This window comes from Dyella japonica A8, from assembly GCF_000725385.1.
Taxonomy (GTDB): domain Bacteria; phylum Pseudomonadota; class Gammaproteobacteria; order Xanthomonadales; family Rhodanobacteraceae; genus Dyella; species Dyella japonica_C.
Genome location: NZ_CP008884.1, coordinates 1,887,444 through 1,903,677 on the forward strand (window position 1 = coordinate 1,887,444; position 16,234 = coordinate 1,903,677).

The 16,234-nt window shown below is 66.7% G+C and carries 17 protein-coding genes; 11 read left to right on the forward strand and 6 right to left on the reverse strand.

Features of this window, described 5'->3' with window-relative positions:
- Positions 1–340: 340 nt before the first annotated feature.
- Positions 341–1,075: a 16S rRNA (uracil(1498)-N(3))-methyltransferase gene (locus tag HY57_RS07765; protein ID WP_019464764.1), complete on the reverse strand. Its 735-nt coding sequence runs from the start codon at positions 1,073–1,075 to the stop codon at positions 341–343.
- Positions 1,076–1,249: 174 nt separating this feature from the next.
- On the opposite strand from HY57_RS07765, the gene HY57_RS07770 reads away from it, so the two are divergent.
- On the forward strand, positions 1,250–1,576 hold the full coding sequence (locus HY57_RS07770; protein WP_019464763.1) for a hypothetical protein: 327 nt from the start codon (positions 1,250–1,252) through the stop codon (positions 1,574–1,576).
- Here the strand turns inward: HY57_RS07770 and HY57_RS07775 are convergent.
- On the reverse strand, positions 1,573–2,931 hold the full coding sequence (locus HY57_RS07775; RefSeq protein ID WP_019464762.1) for an adenosylmethionine--8-amino-7-oxononanoate transaminase: 1,359 nt from the start codon (positions 2,929–2,931) through the stop codon (positions 1,573–1,575). The two genes, HY57_RS07770 and HY57_RS07775, sit on opposite strands and share 4 nt — an antisense overlap.
- A 62-nt stretch (positions 2,932–2,993) precedes the next feature.
- Here HY57_RS07775 and gspN point away from each other — a divergent pair, with 62 nt between their 5' ends.
- The 6 genes from gspN to mazG are packed head-to-tail and all read left to right on the forward strand — an operon-like array spanning position 2,994 to position 7,127.
- Entirely contained in the window at positions 2,994–3,779 is a 786-nt protein-coding gene (gene gspN / locus HY57_RS07780; protein WP_019464761.1) for a type II secretion system protein N, read from the forward strand.
- On the forward strand, positions 3,776–4,558 hold the full coding sequence (locus HY57_RS07785; RefSeq protein ID WP_019464760.1) for an inositol monophosphatase family protein: 783 nt from the start codon (positions 3,776–3,778) through the stop codon (positions 4,556–4,558). Before gspN ends, HY57_RS07785 begins: the two co-directional genes overlap by 4 nt.
- A 9-nt stretch (positions 4,559–4,567) precedes the next feature.
- On the forward strand, positions 4,568–4,912 hold the full coding sequence (locus tag HY57_RS07790; RefSeq protein WP_019464759.1) for a hypothetical protein: 345 nt from the start codon (positions 4,568–4,570) through the stop codon (positions 4,910–4,912).
- Positions 4,913–4,933: 21 nt separating this feature from the next.
- A complete protein-coding gene (gene nudE, locus HY57_RS07795; protein WP_019464758.1) occupies positions 4,934–5,491 on the forward strand; it encodes an ADP compounds hydrolase NudE in 558 nt (185 codons plus the stop codon).
- Complete coding sequence (gene cysQ, locus HY57_RS07800; RefSeq protein ID WP_019464757.1) at positions 5,488–6,315, forward strand: 3'(2'),5'-bisphosphate nucleotidase CysQ; 828 nt, start codon at positions 5,488–5,490, stop codon at positions 6,313–6,315. The genes nudE and cysQ overlap by 4 nt, the downstream gene beginning before the upstream one ends.
- Complete coding sequence (gene mazG / locus HY57_RS07805) at positions 6,312–7,127, forward strand: nucleoside triphosphate pyrophosphohydrolase (protein ID WP_019464756.1); 816 nt, start codon at positions 6,312–6,314, stop codon at positions 7,125–7,127. Before cysQ ends, mazG begins: the two co-directional genes overlap by 4 nt.
- Positions 7,128–7,423: 296 nt before the next feature.
- Here mazG and HY57_RS07810 read toward each other — a convergent pair whose 3' ends face one another.
- Positions 7,424–7,972: a hypothetical protein gene (locus tag HY57_RS07810; RefSeq protein WP_019464755.1), complete on the reverse strand. Its 549-nt coding sequence runs from the start codon at positions 7,970–7,972 to the stop codon at positions 7,424–7,426.
- A 131-nt stretch (positions 7,973–8,103) separates the two neighbouring features.
- Here HY57_RS07810 and HY57_RS07815 point away from each other — a divergent pair, with 131 nt between their 5' ends.
- Positions 8,104–8,877 (forward strand): DUF4097 family beta strand repeat-containing protein, encoded by a 774-nt coding sequence (locus HY57_RS07815; protein ID WP_019464754.1) that lies wholly within the window; start codon positions 8,104–8,106, stop codon positions 8,875–8,877.
- A 91-nt stretch (positions 8,878–8,968) separates the two neighbouring features.
- Here the strand turns inward: HY57_RS07815 and HY57_RS07820 are convergent, their stop codons facing one another.
- The 3 genes from HY57_RS07820 to HY57_RS07830 all read right to left on the reverse strand — a co-directional run bounded on the left by HY57_RS07820 (position 8,969) and on the right by HY57_RS07830 (position 13,735).
- A complete protein-coding gene (locus HY57_RS07820; protein WP_019464753.1) occupies positions 8,969–10,081 on the reverse strand; it encodes an SLC13 family permease in 1,113 nt (370 codons plus the stop codon).
- A gap of 395 nt (positions 10,082–10,476) precedes the next feature.
- A complete protein-coding gene (locus HY57_RS07825; protein ID WP_026033835.1) occupies positions 10,477–12,960 on the reverse strand; it encodes an ABC transporter permease in 2,484 nt (827 codons plus the stop codon).
- A gap of 28 nt (positions 12,961–12,988) precedes the next feature.
- Positions 12,989–13,735, reverse strand: coding sequence for an ABC transporter ATP-binding protein (locus tag HY57_RS07830; protein WP_081500614.1), 747 nt, complete (start codon positions 13,733–13,735; stop codon positions 12,989–12,991).
- Between HY57_RS07830 and HY57_RS07835 the strand changes: the two genes are divergently transcribed.
- The 3 genes from HY57_RS07835 (at position 13,734) to HY57_RS07845 (ending at position 16,197) form a co-directional block, all read left to right on the forward strand.
- Complete coding sequence (locus HY57_RS07835; RefSeq protein ID WP_019464750.1) at positions 13,734–14,351, forward strand: arylesterase; 618 nt, start codon at positions 13,734–13,736, stop codon at positions 14,349–14,351. The genes HY57_RS07830 and HY57_RS07835 overlap by 2 nt on opposite strands.
- Positions 14,352–14,463: 112 nt before the next feature.
- The gene (locus HY57_RS07840) at positions 14,464–15,195 is read left to right on the forward strand and encodes a response regulator transcription factor (protein WP_019464749.1); all 732 of its coding nucleotides are present in this window, start codon (positions 14,464–14,466) and stop codon (positions 15,193–15,195) included.
- 21 nt (positions 15,196–15,216) lie between these two features.
- Entirely contained in the window at positions 15,217–16,197 is a 981-nt protein-coding gene (locus HY57_RS07845) for a sensor histidine kinase (RefSeq protein WP_019464748.1), read from the forward strand.
- Positions 16,198–16,234: the final 37 nt, after the last annotated feature.

Genomic DNA, 16,234 nt, shown 5'->3' on the forward strand with positions numbered 1-16,234 from the left:
CGGGCGTTTCGACCTCCTGCCGGAGGCCGAGTCACTTTTCTTTTGTTGGCCCAAAAGAAAAGTAACCCAAAGAAAATGGCCTGAAGAGCTGGCAGCATTTCGTTGGGATAAGCCCGAACGCTCGAGGAACGTTGCTACTTGGCCACCTTCGCCACTACACAGCGGGTACTTCCAAGCGCTTCGCAACGCGCCGTGGCGGCGAGGGCTTAACGCGGAGCGTCGTGCCGCTGCGCGGCACCGCCTTCCGTGCCCCTAGGCCGTTCACGCCGAACATCACCCACCGCTCGTCCTCTCTCTCTTGGAAGCTGGTCGGACGAGGAGCAGCAGCACTCCATCGCGCTCAAACATCCCCATGCAACGCTTGCAGCGCCGCGAGCGCGGCAAGCCCGGCCGTCTCCGTCCGCAGAATCCTCGGCCCCAGGCGCAGGCCAATAAAGCCGGCGTCGGTCAGCGCCGCCGTATCGCGTTGGCCCAGCCCACCCTCGGGGCCGACCACCAGCACGCCACCGGTCGCCGGGAACTTCAGCTCGCCCGGACGCTGCGTGCCCTCGGGCAGCAACGCCAGGCGCAGCGCGCCGTCCTGCGGAAGCTGCCGCAGCCACTGTTCCAGCGGCACGGCCGGCAGCACTTCGGGCACGCGGGCGCGGCCGCTTTGTTCGCAGGCGCTGGCCACCACGGCTTGCCAGTGGGCGAGTCGTTTTTCGGCGCGGCCAGCGTCCAGTTTCACTTCCGAACGTTCGGTCAGCAGCGGCACGATGCGCGCCACGCCCAGTTCGGTGGCTTTCTGCACGATCAGGTCCATCTTTTCGCCACGGGCGACGCCCTGGGCGAGTGTCAGCGGCAGGGGGGATTCGTTGGCGACGGCCTGGGCGGCTTCCACCCGGACGTTGACGTCGCGCTTGCCCACCGACTGGATCACGGCGGGGTAATCGTGGCCGTCGCCGTTGAACAGGGTGATGGGCGAGCCGGCCGTCAGTCGCAGCACGCGCGCCACGTGTTCGGCCGCCTGGGGTGGCAGGCCCAGTTCCTGGCCGACGGTGAGCGGTTGGTCGACGTGTATGCGAATCGTGCGCATGAAGCGTTTTGGCAGGGTGGAAAGGCAAAAAGCATAGCCGACCGGCACGGCATCGTCCCATGGTGGCTGCGACCGTTCGGCTGAACGAGGGGGAGATGCCGCGTTGGCGGCATTTGCCAGCCGGGCGGTGCCGGCGCAGCATGTGCATATCCCCCTAATCTCCGGAGGTGGGCCATGGTCAGCAAATCCCTTCTCGTCCTTGCCATCGCGCTGGGTGTCACCTCGGTCGCCATGGCACAGCAGGAACCGGCCGCCGGTGCGACGGACCCGTCAAGCCAGCAGCAGAATGCGGTGCACAAGGATCCGTCGCAGACCCCGCTGAAACCCGGCAACCGCAATTGCATCCAGAGCACCGGCAGCCTGATTCCGGCCAAGCCGGGCACCTGCCTGCCAGTGGCGGGCCGCAGCTACACCCAGCAGGACATCCGCAACACGGGTCAGCAGGATACGGGCCGGGCGCTTGAGCAACTGGACCCGAGCATTACCGTCCGCGGTCACTAAGCAACAGCGCGCTCGATGCCGGCGATGGCGGTATCGACCAGATGATCGATCTCGTCCGTGCTCACGACGTAGGGCGGCATGAAGTAGATGATGTCGCCCAGCGGGCGCAGTAGCGCCTCGTGCTCGAGTCCATGCAGGTAGACGCGCAGGCCACGCCGTTCCAGTGAGGGGAACGGCGTGCGGGTGGTTTTGTCTGCGACCAGTTCCACGGCGGCGATCATGCCGGTCTGCCTCACGTCCGCCACATGGGGATGATCGCGTAACGGCGCCAGACGCTTGGCCAGGTGCGCGGACAGTACGCGATTGCGCTCGAGCACGGGCTCGTCGCGGAAGATCCGCAGCGTTTCCAGCGCCACGCGGCAGGCGAGCGGGTTGCCCGTATAGCTGTGCGAGTGGAGAAAGGCCTTGCCCGCGCTGTATTCGGCGTAGAACGCCTCGTAGACCTGCGTGGTGGTAAGCACCGCCGACAGCGGCAGGAAGCCACCGGTGAGGCCCTTGGACAGGCACATGAAATCCGGCGCGACATGGGCCTGCTCGCACGCGAACAGCGTACCGGTGCGTCCGAACCCGACGGCGATTTCGTCGGCGATGAAATGCACGTTGTAGGTATCGCAGAGGCGGCGCAGGCCGGCGAGGTAATCGGGGTGGTACATGCGCATGCCGCCCGCGCATTGCACCAGAGGCTCCACGATGACGGCGCACACTTCGTGCGCGTGTTCTTCCAGCAGCTGCCGGAGTTCATCGAGTCGACGCTGTGCTACGTCGCTGGCGCTTTCGCCCGGATGCGCCTCGTACGTGTCCGCCGAAGGCGCCAGGATCGGCGTGAGCAGCAGCGGCGCATACGTCTTGCGGTAAAGGGCCACGTCGCTGACCGAGAGCGCGCCCAGCGTTTCACCGTGGTAACTGCCGGTGAGCGCGATGAAGCGGGTCTTCTCGCCGTGCCCCTGGTTGAGCCAGTAGTGGAAGCTCATCTTCAGCGCCACTTCGATGGCGGCCGAACCGTTGTCCGCGTAGAACACCCGATCCAGCCCGGGCGGTGTCACGCGCACCAGCTCCTCGGCCAGGGTCACCGCGGGCTCATGCGTAAAGCCGGCGAAGATCACGTGCTCCAGCGTGCCGGCCTGCTCGGCGAGCGCCGCCGCCAAGCGCGGGTTGGCATGGCCGAACAGGTTGGTCCACCACGAGCTGATGCCGTCCAGATAGCGGCGGCCGCTCGTATCGATGAGCCACGCACCCTCGCCACGGGCGATCGGCACCATGGGCACCGTGCGGTGGTCATACATCTGCGTGCAGGGATGCCAGAGCAGGTCAAGGTCGCGACGTACCAGTGCGTCGCCAGCAGGAAATGCGTTCATCGGGCTATGATCGGCGTTTCGAGCGTGCTCGCTCAAGTCTTGCATCCTGACTGGGAGCCGATTTGAAGGTCTGGCGTACCGCACTCATTGGCCTTGCGACCCTGCTGCTGGCGGGTTCGGCGATGGTTTGGTTCCTGCCTGCCCGTTGGGTGCTCCCATGGCTTCAGGCGCGGCTGAATGGCGCGCAGCTGCATGACGTCAGCGGTCTTGTGTGGGATGGCCGGGCCGGGCAGGTGGTGACGGCCAAGGGCGAGGGCCTGGGGGCGCTGCAATGGCAGCTGTCGCGCCTGGCCTTGCTGGGTGACAACCGGTTGCATGTGGAACTGCATGGCCCGCGCATCGATTTCGCGGGCAACATGACCGGCAGGCAAAGTTCGGAAGCCGTCTGGACGGACGTCCAAATGCGCCTCGACCTCGACGTATTCGGCGCGGCTCCGCTGGTACTGGGCGGCTTGCCGCGCGGCACGCTGCGGGCGACCGCAAGCCGGATCCAGCTGCGCGGCGGCTGGCCGTGGTCGCTGGATACGCGCGTGCAATGGCAGGACGCCCTGCTGCGCGTGCCCCGGCAACAAGATCTGCCGCTGGGCAACCTGCATGCGGATCTGCGCGCGGTGAACGGCGTCATCGAGGGCCATCTGCAGGACGAGGGCGAAGGTCCGCTGCGCATCGATGGCCGCCTGCAGTTCAGCCCCCTCGCGCGCCGCTTCATCGCCGCGGCCGGGGCCAGGGGCCAGCAACCGGAGCTGCAGCGCTGGCTGACAGCCTTCGGCACCACCGACGCCGAAGGCGTCACGCACATCAACTACAGCGGTGGCCTTGCCGCCGCCATCCACGGGGAGAAACGATGAGCGGACTGGACCTGCCCAAGGCGCTCGACGCCGCCCGCGAGGCCGCCGAGGCCGCTGGCGTGGTGCTGAGGCACTACTGGCGCAAGGGTGTGGCGGTGGAACTCAAGAGCGACGACACGCCGGTCACCGTGGCCGATCGCGAGGCCGAGCTCGCCATCCGCGAGATCCTGCAGAAGGCGCTGCCGCAGGCCTCGATCTACGGTGAGGAATTCGGTCGCGACGACGACAACCACGACCTGCTGTGGATGGTCGATCCGCTGGATGGCACCAAGAGCTTCGTGCGCCGCACGCCGTTCTTCTCCACGCAGATCGCACTGATGCACCGTGGCGAACTGGTGCTGGGCGTATCGAGCGCGCCGGTGTATGGCGAAACCATGTGGGCCACGGCGGGTGGTGGCGCGTGGTTCGACGGCGAGCCGGTCCGCGTGGCCACCACCGACGAGCTGGCCAAGGCTTCCATCTCCACCGGCAACGTCAAGACACTGACCCGGGATGCACGCTGGCATGCGCTCGGCGCGATGATCCGCGACAGCAACCGCATCCGCGGCTATGGCGATTTCTGCCATTACCACCTGCTGGCGCGCGGCGCCCTGGATTTGGTGATCGAGTCCGACGTGAACATCCTCGACGTGGCGGCGCTGGCCGTCATCGTGCGCGAGGCGGGCGGTGTCTTCACCGATCTCGACGGCAAGGCGCCCACGCTCGACACCACCAGCGTACTGGCGGGCACGCCGGCCATTCACGCGCTGGCGCTCGATCGATTCTCGACACCGCATTGAGGAACCGTCATGGACGACCTGATCCCCGTTTACTCCGTCCTCGTCGGCACCGTGCCGATGTTTGTCGCCGCCATCGTCGGCATCGTGATGGCGGGCGTGTACTGGGCCCGGGCGCGCAAGCCGGCCCTGCTTCTGCTGGTGGCCTGCGTGCTGCAGGTGTTGCTCATTCTTGCGCAATCGATGATGACGGGCTGGTACATCCCCCACCTGATGCATGAGGGCACGATGTCCACGACCCAGTTGTTCATCACGCTATGGGCCGTGGCCAGCAGCCTGCTTCAAGCCATCGCCCTTGGCCTGATGATCTGGGCCGTGTTCAGCGGCCGCAGCCACGCCGCGCCGACGCCCCGCTGACCCGCGCGCTACAATCGACCGATGCGAAAGCCACCGATCATCCATGCCACCCGGGACGTGCACGACAGCAGCTTCCTGCGCGTCGAGCAGCTCGATCTCGAATTCTCCAATGGCGAGCGCCGCACCTACGAGCGCCTGAAAGGCAGTGGCCTGGGTGCCGTGATCATCGTGCCGATGATCGACGATGAGACCGTGCTGCTGGTGCGCGAGTACGGTGCGGGCGTCGGCCGCTACGAGCTGAGCCTGCCCAAGGGGCGCCTGGACCGCGACGAAACGGTAGAGCAGGGCGCCGACCGCGAGCTCAAGGAAGAAGTCGGCTACGGCGCACGCAAGCTCCGGATCCTGCACAACCTGTCGCTGTCGCCGTCGTACATGACCCACATGGCGCACGTGGTGCTCGCGCAGGATCTGTATCCGGAACGGCTGGAGGGTGACGAGCCCGAGGAACTCGAAGTGGTTCCCTGGAAGCTGGCTGACCTGCATACCCTGGTCGCCCGCGACGACGTCACCGAAGGCCGTTCCATCGCCGCACTCTTCATGGCCCGCGAATACCTCGCCGGCCGCTTCTCGCCGACATGACCCCAGCCCCCTTTTCCGCCTTGTTGCAACACGTTGCCACCATCGCCCGCGACGCGGGTGAGGCCATCCTTGTCGTCTACGGCGAAGACTTCGAAGTCGAGCGCAAGCAGGATCACTCGCCGGTCACGGCAGCCGATCTCGCCGCGCAGCGCGTGATCACCGCCGGCCTCGCCGCGCTGGACGACGCATTACCCGTCATTTCCGAGGAAGCCCGCGCCGCGCCATGGTCGCAGCGGCGCGAGTGGAGCCGCTACTGGCTGGTCGATCCGCTGGATGGCACGCGCGAATTCATCAAGCGCAACGGCGAGTTCACGGTGAACATCGCGCTGATCGAAAACCACGAGTCGGTCCTGGGCGTGGTGCTCGCCCCGGTCACGGGCGAACTCTATGCGGCGGCGCGCGGCCAAGGCGCGTGGTTGCAGCGTGCCGCGGGCGCCGCGTGGGAACGCATCGCCACCCGCGGGATGGTCGAGCCCGCCACCGTGGCGGGTAGCCGCTCGCACGGCGGATCGGGCACGGCCTTGCTGCAGCAGCTGATCGGGAACGACTACGCGTCGATGCCGCTGGGGTCGTCGCTCAAGTTCTGCCTGGTGGCGCGTGGCGAGGCGGATGTCTATCTGCGCCGGGGCGCCACCAGCGAATGGGATACCGCCGCCGCGCAGAGCGTGCTGGAAGAAGCCGGCGGCGCGGTGCTCGACCTTGCCGGCGATCCTTTGCGCTACAACCGTGGCGATTCGTTGATCAATCCCGAATTCATCGCCGTGGGCGACGTCTCCATCGACTGGAAGGGGCGCCTGCAGGCCGCCGATCTGGACGTTTCATGAGCGACCACCGGCAGCACAGCATGGATGACCTGCTCGCCATCATGGCGCGCCTGCGCGATCCGCAGACGGGTTGCCCCTGGGATGTGCAGCAGGATTTCTCCACCATCGCGCCGTACACCATCGAAGAAGCGTACGAGGTGGCCGACGCCATCGACCGCAAGGACTGGCCAGACCTGCGCGACGAGCTGGGCGACCTGCTGTTGCAGGTGGTGTTCCATGCGCAGATGGCCAAGGAGGCGCGCCTGTTCGAGTTTGCCGACGTGGCGCATGCGATCAGCGACAAGATGCTGCGTCGTCATCCGCATGTGTTCGGCGACGAAAACTATGATGACCTCGACGCGCAGAAGCAGGGTTGGGAAGACATCAAGGCCGCCGAACGCGCCGCCAAGGGCGAGCAGCACGATGACAGCGCACTGGCCGGCGTTTCGCGCGGTTTGCCCGAATGGAAGCGCGCGCTGAAATTGCAGGAACGCGCGGCGAAGGTGGGCTTTGACTGGCCCGACGAACAGCCCGTGCTGGACAAGCTGCTGGAAGAAGTGGGCGAGGTGCGCGCGGAGTTCGCCAATGGCCGCGACCGGCAGCGGCTGCAGGATGAGATCGGCGACGTCCTGTTCGTCGTGGTCAACCTGGCGCGACATGCCGGCGTGGATTTCTCGCAGGCACTGCGTCATGCGAACGCGAAGTTCGAACGCCGTTTCCGCGCGATGGAGCGGATGGCCCACGCCGATGGCAAGCCGCTGCCGGAGCACGATCTCGCCTCGCAAGAGGCCTTGTGGCAGCAGGCCAAGCGTCTGGACGACACGGCTGCCTGATCGTTCGCGGCGGCTGCTGGAAAAAAGGAGGCACGGGCTCTGGGGTTCCCGTGCCTCAGGGCAAAGCGCTGCCTGACGGCAGTGCCGTTGTTATTGTTCTTCCTTGGAGCGTGTTCCCGATTTCGCCCCGAATCTATTTTCCTCACCGTCATTCCCGCGAAGGCGGGAATCCAGCGTCTTTATGGGCCGCGAAAGGCACTGGATGACCAGCCATTCGGCTGTTGAAAGACGCCTCCCGCCTTCGCGGGAATGACGGTGAGGGACATCGGCGTTTGCAGGAGATTGCAAACTGGCTCTTAGGGCTGGGGTGCCGGCTTGGCTTGGTTGCGGCGCTGCTCCCACTCGCTGCGCATCTTTTCGAACTCGGCGCGCCTTTTTGCTTCGTTGCCCAGGTTCTCGTCCAGGCTCTTGCGCAGCGTGGCAATGGCCTGGTCGGTGCTGGCCGGAGCGGATTGCAGGCGGGCGAGCTGGTGGTACACGTAGGTCCGCACGCGCGGGTCTTGCGATTTGGACAGCACGTCGTTGTAGAGCGCGGGCAGTTCCTTGGAACGCCCGCCTTCGCGATAAAGGTGCTCAAGGGCACGGAGGTCACCGATCACCGGCGATTCGGGGCCATCGAAGCCCATGCGGCCAAAGCCGGGGCGCCCGAAACCTGGGCCGGGGCCGGCAAAATCCGGGCCGCCTACCCAGTCGTCCGGCATGCCGTCACGGTCCATCGGGCCCGGCTTGCCAGGGGCGTTCTTGGCCGGCGGCGCCGGGTGGCCCGTTTCCTGGGCGATGACCAGCGAGGTCGCGCCGGCAACCAGCAGGGCGAGTGCGGAGGCGAGCAGTGTCTTGCGTTGCATGGCAGGGGGTCTCCACGTCGGTACGTGAAGCCTCAAACGTTGTTTACGGGTACGCGTTGACGAGGGATGGCCTATAAACCTTTTTCGGCGCGGGGCCATCCAAGCCTCGTCCCGTCCACAAGGAGTCACCCATGCGTCGTCTTTTTCTTGCCGTCCTGTTGTTTGTGCCGCTGGCTTCCCAGGCTGAAGATTGCAAGCACGAGGCGCCGCGCAATCTCACGCTCGACCTGGCCGGCGTGCGCGAGGTGGAGGTGGACCTGCACAGCCACGAGCTTCACCTCACGGGCAGCGATGGCGCCAACGGCGGCACGGTGACAGGGCGTGCCTGCGCGTCCGACGCCAAGCTGCTGGACGACCTTACCGTCACCCAGCGTCGCGAAGGCGATCGCCTGATCGTGGAAGCGGGTGGCCACAGCCGCATCAACATCTCGCTGTTTGGCCACAGCTCCACCAGCCTGAAGCTGGACATGCAGATGCCTTCGCAGATCCCCGTGGTGCTCAACGTCGGCTCCGGCGATGCATGGGTGACGGGCCTGAAGAAGCTCACCACCCAGGTGGGTTCGGGCGACGTGCACGTGAGCAGGATCGGCGGACCGTTCGGGCTGAGCATCGGCTCGGGCGACGTCGACGCGAACGACGTTGACAGCCTCGACGTGGGCTCGGTGGGCTCGGGCGACCTGAAGATCAATGGCGTGCGCGGCGATGCGCGCGTCGGCAGCATCGGTTCGGGCGACGTCAGCCTGCGTAATGTCGGCGGCAACGTACGGGTGGATACCCTGGGTTCGGGTGACCTCGTGGTGCGCGATGTGCAGGGCGACCTGACGGTCGGCGCGAAGGGCAGCGGCGACATCAACCACTCCGGCATCAAGGGCAAGGTGAGCGTGCCGCGTGATCGCGGTGACTGAGCCTGCGATGGCAGGTCCGTGGAGTCTCGGTTAGCCCGTCATTCCCGCGAATGCGGGAATGACGGATAGGAGGGGCGCGGTGTCCGGTCCTTCAACCCATCCAGCGATACGCCAGATACACCAGTGGCGCGCAGACCAGCAGGAACGGTATCGACACTTCGTGCAGCAGCCGCGCACCACGCGGCTGTTTCGCAAGGCGCAGCGCGATCAGGTTGGCCAGCGAGCCGATGGCGACGCCGAAGCCGCCGACGTTCACCGCGACGGCCAGCGCCATCGGATCCGGTGCGTGGCGCAACAGCAGCACGGTGGCGGGGACATTGCTGATCAGCTGCGATGAGAGAATGCCGCTGGCATAAAGCGTCAGCGGATTTTCCAGGTCGAGGCTTTCCAGTCCGCGCTGCACCCAGCCCAGTTCGGTGAAATGGCCAAGGCCCAGGAAGATCGCGGCAAACGTGGCCAGCAACAGCCAGTCCACGCGCTGCAACGTGCTGCGCTCCAGCAGGGCGAATGGCACAAACAGCAGCAGTGCGCCGAGCACGGCATGGTTGTGCTCCATCATCACCACCATGCTCACCAGCGCCGCTACCGAAAGGATGGCCTGCGAAGCCGACACGGGATGGCCGTCAATGTCCTGCGCATGCAGGATCACGCGCCCGCGCGGCAGCCAGGCCACCGTCAGCAGCAGTACCAGCACGAACATCACGCCGAACGCCGGCAGCATCTTCAGTACGAATTCGAGAAAGGGCAGGTGGGTGTACTGCCACAGCAGCAGGTTTTGCGGATTGCCGATGGGGCTGAGCGCGGAGCCCGCATTCACCGCGAGCGCCTCCAGTACCACCATGCGCATCACCGGCAGGTTCGAGATGCTGCCGATGGCGAGCGTCAGCGGCACCAGCAGGAACAGGCTCACGTCGTTGGTCAGCACCATCGACAGAAGCGCGGTGACGGTTACCAGCAGCACGCCGAGCACGCGCAGCGAATGCGCGCGTTCGACCAGTGCCGCGGCGGCATGTTGCACCAGTCCGCTGTCGCGAATGCCCTGGATGCAGATCATCAGGCCCAGCAGGCCCGCCAGTGTCGGCAACTGCAGCCAGCGTTGGTAAGTCGCCAGCGGGCGTGGGTCGGCGATGGCGAGCACGATCGCCAGCAGGGCGAAGCCGATCAGCAGCTTTTCGTGCGCGAGGCGCTTGATCCAGAAGGGCACTCGGGGCGGCCTGATCCGTTCTATGTGCGCGGCATGATATCCAAAGCCCTGGGGTCTCGTTCGAAATCCCGCTTGAACGCCCATGTCGCTCACCGTCATTCCGACGTGTGCCGGAATGACGGGTGCCAAGAATGGAGGCTTTGAAGAAGCTCCTGGAGCCTCTTCATTGTCTTGCTGTAGCACCTTGCTTCCCCTCACCGTCATCCCCGCGAAGGCGGGGATCCAGTGACTTTCGGCTCTCGGTGGTGCTCAAAGCAAAGACCCTGGATCCCCGCCTTCGCGGGGATGGCGGTGAGGAGATCGGGAACAGACCCTCGGGCTTTGGTGCTTTCTGGATATCGCCCGAGCGCAGGCAGCGCCCGTGACGCACCTGCAAAAAATGGATCAGGCTGTCCCTAGGACTCCCTCAACAAACGCATCGGCGAGGTGCGGCTCACCCGCGCGGTACCCGCGAGTCCCAGCACCATCACCACCAGGGCAGCGCCCAGCGCAGCGAGCAGCAGCGAACCCAGTGGCGGCACGAAATGCTCGATGTGGAAGATCGCATGGCCCAGCCACAAGCCCGTGCCGGCCGCGCCGAGTGCGGCGGTCAGTCCGGCCACGAGTCCGAGCAGGCCGAACTCGCAGGCTGCCGCCATGCGCAGTTGCGTGCGGCGTGCACCCAGCGTGCGCAGAAGGGCTGCTTCATGTCGACGCTCCTGCGCGCTGGAGGCGAGCGCGGCGGCAAGCACCAGTGCGCCGGCCAGCAGGCTGAAGCCAAGCACCCAGCGCACGGCGCCGCTGACCTGGTTCACGATCTCGCGCACGCGATCGAGCATCGCATCGACGTCGATCAGGCTGAGGTTGCTGTAATCGCGCGACAACTGCGCCAGCGATTCGGTGTGGCCGCGTGGAAGGTAGAAACTGGCGATCCAGGTATGCGGCAGGGAGGCGGCGTGCGCCGGGTCGAACACCAGGAAGAAGTTCACGCGGAACGACGTCCAGTCCACCTTGCGGATGCTTCCCACGCGCGCATCGATGTTGCCTTCGCCGACGTTGAAGCTCATGACGTCGCCCACCTTCAGGCCGTACATGTCGCGCCACATGGTGTCGATGGACACTTCAGCCTGCGCCGGATGTTCGCCATGCCACTGGCCGGCGATCACCTGGTTGCTCGGCGGCAGTTCGCTTGCCCAGGACAGGCGCAGCTGGCGATCGGACCAGTCTTTCGCGCGCTCGTCCTTGAAGTGCAATTGATCGATGGGCCGGCCATTGATAGCGGTGAGCTTGCCTACGGCGAGCGGCAGCATGTTGAGCTTGTTCGCGCTGATGCGCGCGAGCGCCTGTTCAAAGCCTTCGCGCTGGTCGTCCTGCAGGTTGAGCACGAACCAGTTGGGTGTGTCCGCCGGCAGTTCGCTCCGCCAGCCTTCCAGCAGTGCCGGCGCGACGATGGCCAACAGCAGCAACGCGACCAGGCCCAGGCTGAGCGCCGTGGCCTGCAGCAGGCTCATGCCGCGACGGCGGGCCAGCGCGGCCAGCCCGAGGCGCAGGGCCGGGTGTGCCCCCGGCGCCACGCGCCGGGCGATCCACAGCAGCAGGGCCGAGAGCAAGGCGGCGACCACGGCCACGCCCAACAGGCTGACCGCGAGGATGCCAGCCAGTTTGGCCGAGCCGCTCTGGCTCCAGATCAGCAGCAGGGCCACCAGCGCGGGTACCAGGTACAGCGCATCGAAACGGCGCACGCGTCGCGCCGCGCTTTCGCGGAACACCGCGACCGGCGGCACTTCCGCCAGTCGCGCCAGCGGCGGCAGGGCGAAGCCGGCCAGCACGGCCAGTCCCATCACGGCGGCGGCGATGGCGGGGCCCAGCGGCAGCGTGGTCGGGATGGCGGAAAACATCTGGCTGGCGAAACGCCAGGTGATCTGTGCCAGGCCTAGTGCCATCAGCGCGCCCACGATCACCGACGGCACGGCCAGCAACCCCAGCGTGCCGACCAGCAGCCCCAGTACCTGCCGGCGCGGCGTGCCGAGGGCGCGCAGCAGGGCTACTTCGTTTGTCTTGCGGCGTGCATAGCGCTGCGCGGCCAGCGCGATGGCGACGCCGGCCAGCAAGGCGGAAAGCAGCGCGGTGAGGCGCAGGAACGCACTGGCGCGGTCGAAGGCGCTGCGCATGCGTTCCTGGGTCTGTTCCGGGGTGATCAGCTCGGCGCCTTGCGGCAGCGTCTGTGCTTCTACCCATGTTCGCCAGTCCTGCACCGGCGTGGGTTGTCCGGCGACCAGCAGGCGGTGACGCGCGCGACTGCCCACGCCGAGCAGGCCGGCCTGTTCGGCGTCGCCGATGTTCATCAGGGCGCGTGGCGCCATGGCGACCAGTTCGCCGCCATCCGGCAGGCGCACCAGTTCGGCCGCAATGCGCAGGTCGCGGCCGCCCAGCTGGAGGTTGTCGCCGACCTTCAGGTTCAGCGCGACCAGCGCGCGGTGATCCAGGTAGACCGTGCCGGGCGCCGGCCCGTGGCCGGCCACGCTGCCGCCGGTGCCACTCGCCAGCTCCATCGTGCCGCGCAGCGGGTAGGCATGATCGGTGGCGAGCACATCGAGCAACTGGCTCTGCTCGTGCGCGAAAGCCACGCTGGGAAAACTGGCGCCACGGGTCACCTGCAGGCCGTGCCCGCGTGCCTGCTCCGCGTACGTCGCCGGCAGCGCCTGCGGCGCGCTGATGCCGATATCGCCGCCGATCAGCTCCGCGGCGCTGGCGAGCACGCCGCGTTCCATCCGCGCGGCCAGTGTGGCGACCACGCCCAGCGCGACCACGGCGAGCACCAGCGACGCGCCCAGCGTGCGCAGTTCGGGCAGGTGCCATTCGCGGCGCAGGCTACGCAGGGAGAGCGTGAGCAGCCTCATGCGTGCGCCCTTGCCATGGGGGCGGCCATCATGGCGCCACCACCGCTGAGGCGCGCGGCGCGGCGAGCACGCGGCCATTGTCCAGCGTCACCTGCCGTGCGCAGCGCGCGGCAAGGCGCGGGTCGTGCGTGACCAGTACCAGGGTGGTGCGGTGGTCGTGGTTGAGGGCGAACAGCAGGTCGCTCACGTGCTGCCCGGTGCGCTGGTCGAGGTTGCCGGTGGGTTCGTCCGCGAACAGCAGCCGCGGGCCGTGCACGAAGGCGCGCGCAATCGCCACGCGCTGCTGCTCGCCGCCGGAGAGCTGCGCCGGATAGTGCCGGCGGCGCGCGCTGAGCTCGACCGCCTCCAGCGCTTCGCGCGCCCTGGCGCGGGCATCGTCGCGGCCTTCCAGCTCCAGCGGCAGCATCACGTTTTCTTCGGCGGTCAGCGCGGGCAGCAGATGGAACGACTGGAACACGAAGCCGACCATGCGGCGACGCAGGTCCGCGCGTGCTTCCTCGTCCATGCGCTCGAGCGCGTTGCCGTCCAGCGCGATGTGCCCGCCGGATGGCGTGTCCAGTCCGGCCAGCAGGCCGAGCAGGGTGGTCTTGCCCGAGCCGGAGGCGCCGACGATGGCGAAGCTCTCGCCCTCGCGCACCTGCAGCGACACGCCGCTGAGGATGTCCAGGCGGCCCTCGGGGCCCTGCACCGACTTGCTAACATCGACCGCATCCAGAAGAACCCCTCGGGGGCCGGACTGCGGACTCCCGGACAAAGCGGAGGCATTGCCACTCATGCGTCGTTTCCTTTGCTGCGTGGTCGTACTGTGGGGCGCCATCGCCGGTGCTGCCCAGGCAGCGCCGGTGAAAACCGTGCTCGTGCTGGGCGACTCGCTGTCCGCCGCGCACAACATTCCGGTCGAGGCCGGCTGGGTCCATTTGCTCGGCGACCGTCTTGCGAAGATGGAGCCGGGTTGGACGGTGGTCAATGCCAGCATCAGCGGCGAAACCTCGGTGAGCGGCCGCAACCGGCTCCCCTCGCTGCTGGAAAAGACCCGGCCTGCCGTGCTGGTGATCGAGCTGGGCGCCAACGACGGCCTGCGCGGCCTGCCGCTGGCCCCTTTGAAGGACAACCTGGCGGCCATGATCGATGCCGGCCAGAAGGCCCATGCACGCGTGCTGCTGCTGGGCATCGAGCTGCCGGTCAACTACGGCCCGCAGTACCGCGACGGCCTGCGGGCGGTCTATGCCGACCTGGCCAAGGCGAAGAACGTGGCGCTGGTGCCTTTCCTGCTGGACGGGGTGGCGCTGAAGCCGGAGCTGATGCAGCAGGACGGGCTGCACCCGGTGGCGGCCGGCGAGCCCATGGTGCTGGACAACGTCTGGAAGGGCCTGGCGCCCTTGTTGCCTTAAACGTGAGGATAATCACAACCGGGCGTGAATCGGGCGTCACGGTCTTCACGTGGCTCTCACGATGCCAGTCGTTAGCTGTTCACCTTTGTGAAGTCAGCTTCAGGAGGTAGGGATGAGCTCGCGCGACGAACAGGCAGGACTGATCCTTCTGGTGGAGGACAATCGCCAGATCGCAGAAATGGTCGGCGAATTTCTGGAGCGGAGGGGATATTCGGTCGATTACGCGGCCGATGGGGTGAGCGGCCTGCACCTGGCCGTTTCCAATAGCTATGACGTGGTCGTGCTCGACCTGATGCTGCCGGGCATGGATGGCCTGGACGTGTGCCGCAAGCTGCGTCGCGACGCCAAGAAATCCACGCCGGTACTTATGCTGACCGCCCGCGATACGCTGGAAGACAAACTCATCGGCCTGGAGGCCGGTGCCGACGATTACCTGGTGAAGCCCTTCGAAGTGCGCGAGCTGGAAGCCCGCCTGCGCGCACTGATCCGCCGCGACCGGCGGCAGGTTTCCACCGAGATCCTCACCGTCGGCGACATGACGTTGGACACCGCCACGCTGCGGCTTGTACGCGGCGGCCAGGAGCTCACCGTGTCGCCGATCGGCCTGAAGTTGCTGGCCATCCTCATGCGCGAATCGCCCCGCGTGGTGAGCCGTCGTGACATCGAACGCGAGATCTGGGGTGACACGCTGCCCGATTCGGACACGCTGCGTTCCCACCTCTACAACCTGCGCCGCGTCATCGACAAGCCGTTTGACCGCCCGCTGCTCCATACCATCCACTCCGCTGGATATCGCCTTGCCGATCTCGAGTCGGAGGTGGCTTCTGCCTCGCAGACGGCATGATCGCGTCCGCATGAGTTGATTATGACCAGCAGGGGTAGTGCACAGCCCGGCCGGGCGTTCCGGCGCGGGCTGTACCAACGGCGCTTGGCGATCATCTTTGGCCTGCAGTTGCTGGCCATCGTGGTCGCGTGCGTGCTGGGTTTCTACGACGTGATGCCGAAGGTCGCGGCACTGGCGTTTATCGTGCTCATCAGTGGGCTTTCATGGCTCGCGGCCCGCCGCTTGTGGGTGCAGGTGAGCCGGCTTGCGCGGGCGGTGAGCGACTGGGATGAGCAATCGACCGGCCTTGACGGCTGGCGCCCTGACCAGCTGTCGCGCCGCACCGACGCGGACGTGGCCACGCTGGCGAACAGTCTTTATGCCTTCGCCAACCGCATCGCCGGCTACAACCAGCGCGAGCGCAACTTCACCCGCGATGCCAGCCACGAACTGCGAAGCCCGCTGACGGTGATCAAGATGTCCGCCGACATGCTGGCGGACGATGCGTCGCTGGGCGAGTTCGGCCAGCGCTCCGTACAGCGCATCAAGCGTTCCACGCGCGAAATGGAAGCGCTGGTCGAGGCCTTGCTGATTCTTGCGCGCGAATCCGACAACGGACTCACCGAGGAAGACTTCATCGTCAACGACGTGATCCGCCACGAATTGCCGGACGTGATGGACATGCTGGAAGGCCGGCCGATCACGCTGGAACTGGACGAACCCGCGCGCTTCGCCTTGCACGGTTCGCCGCGCGTGTTCGCGGTGCTGTGCTGGCAGCTGATCCGCAACGCCTGCCAGCAGGCGGATGGCGGCACCGTGGTGATTACCGTGATGCCGGGCGTGGTGACGGTGACGCACCGCTGCGACGACTCGCAGAGCCGTCCGAACCGCCATGGTTTCGAGCTGGCCATCGCGCAGCGCATAAGCGAGCGCTTCCACTGGCCGCTGGAACTGCAGACGCACGATGGGCGTCGCCACATTGCGCGCATTCGCTTTCCGGAATCGACTCCGCTGCCCGCGTAAGGGCTTGTTCAAGACCTAGCTTGCGTGCTCATTATCC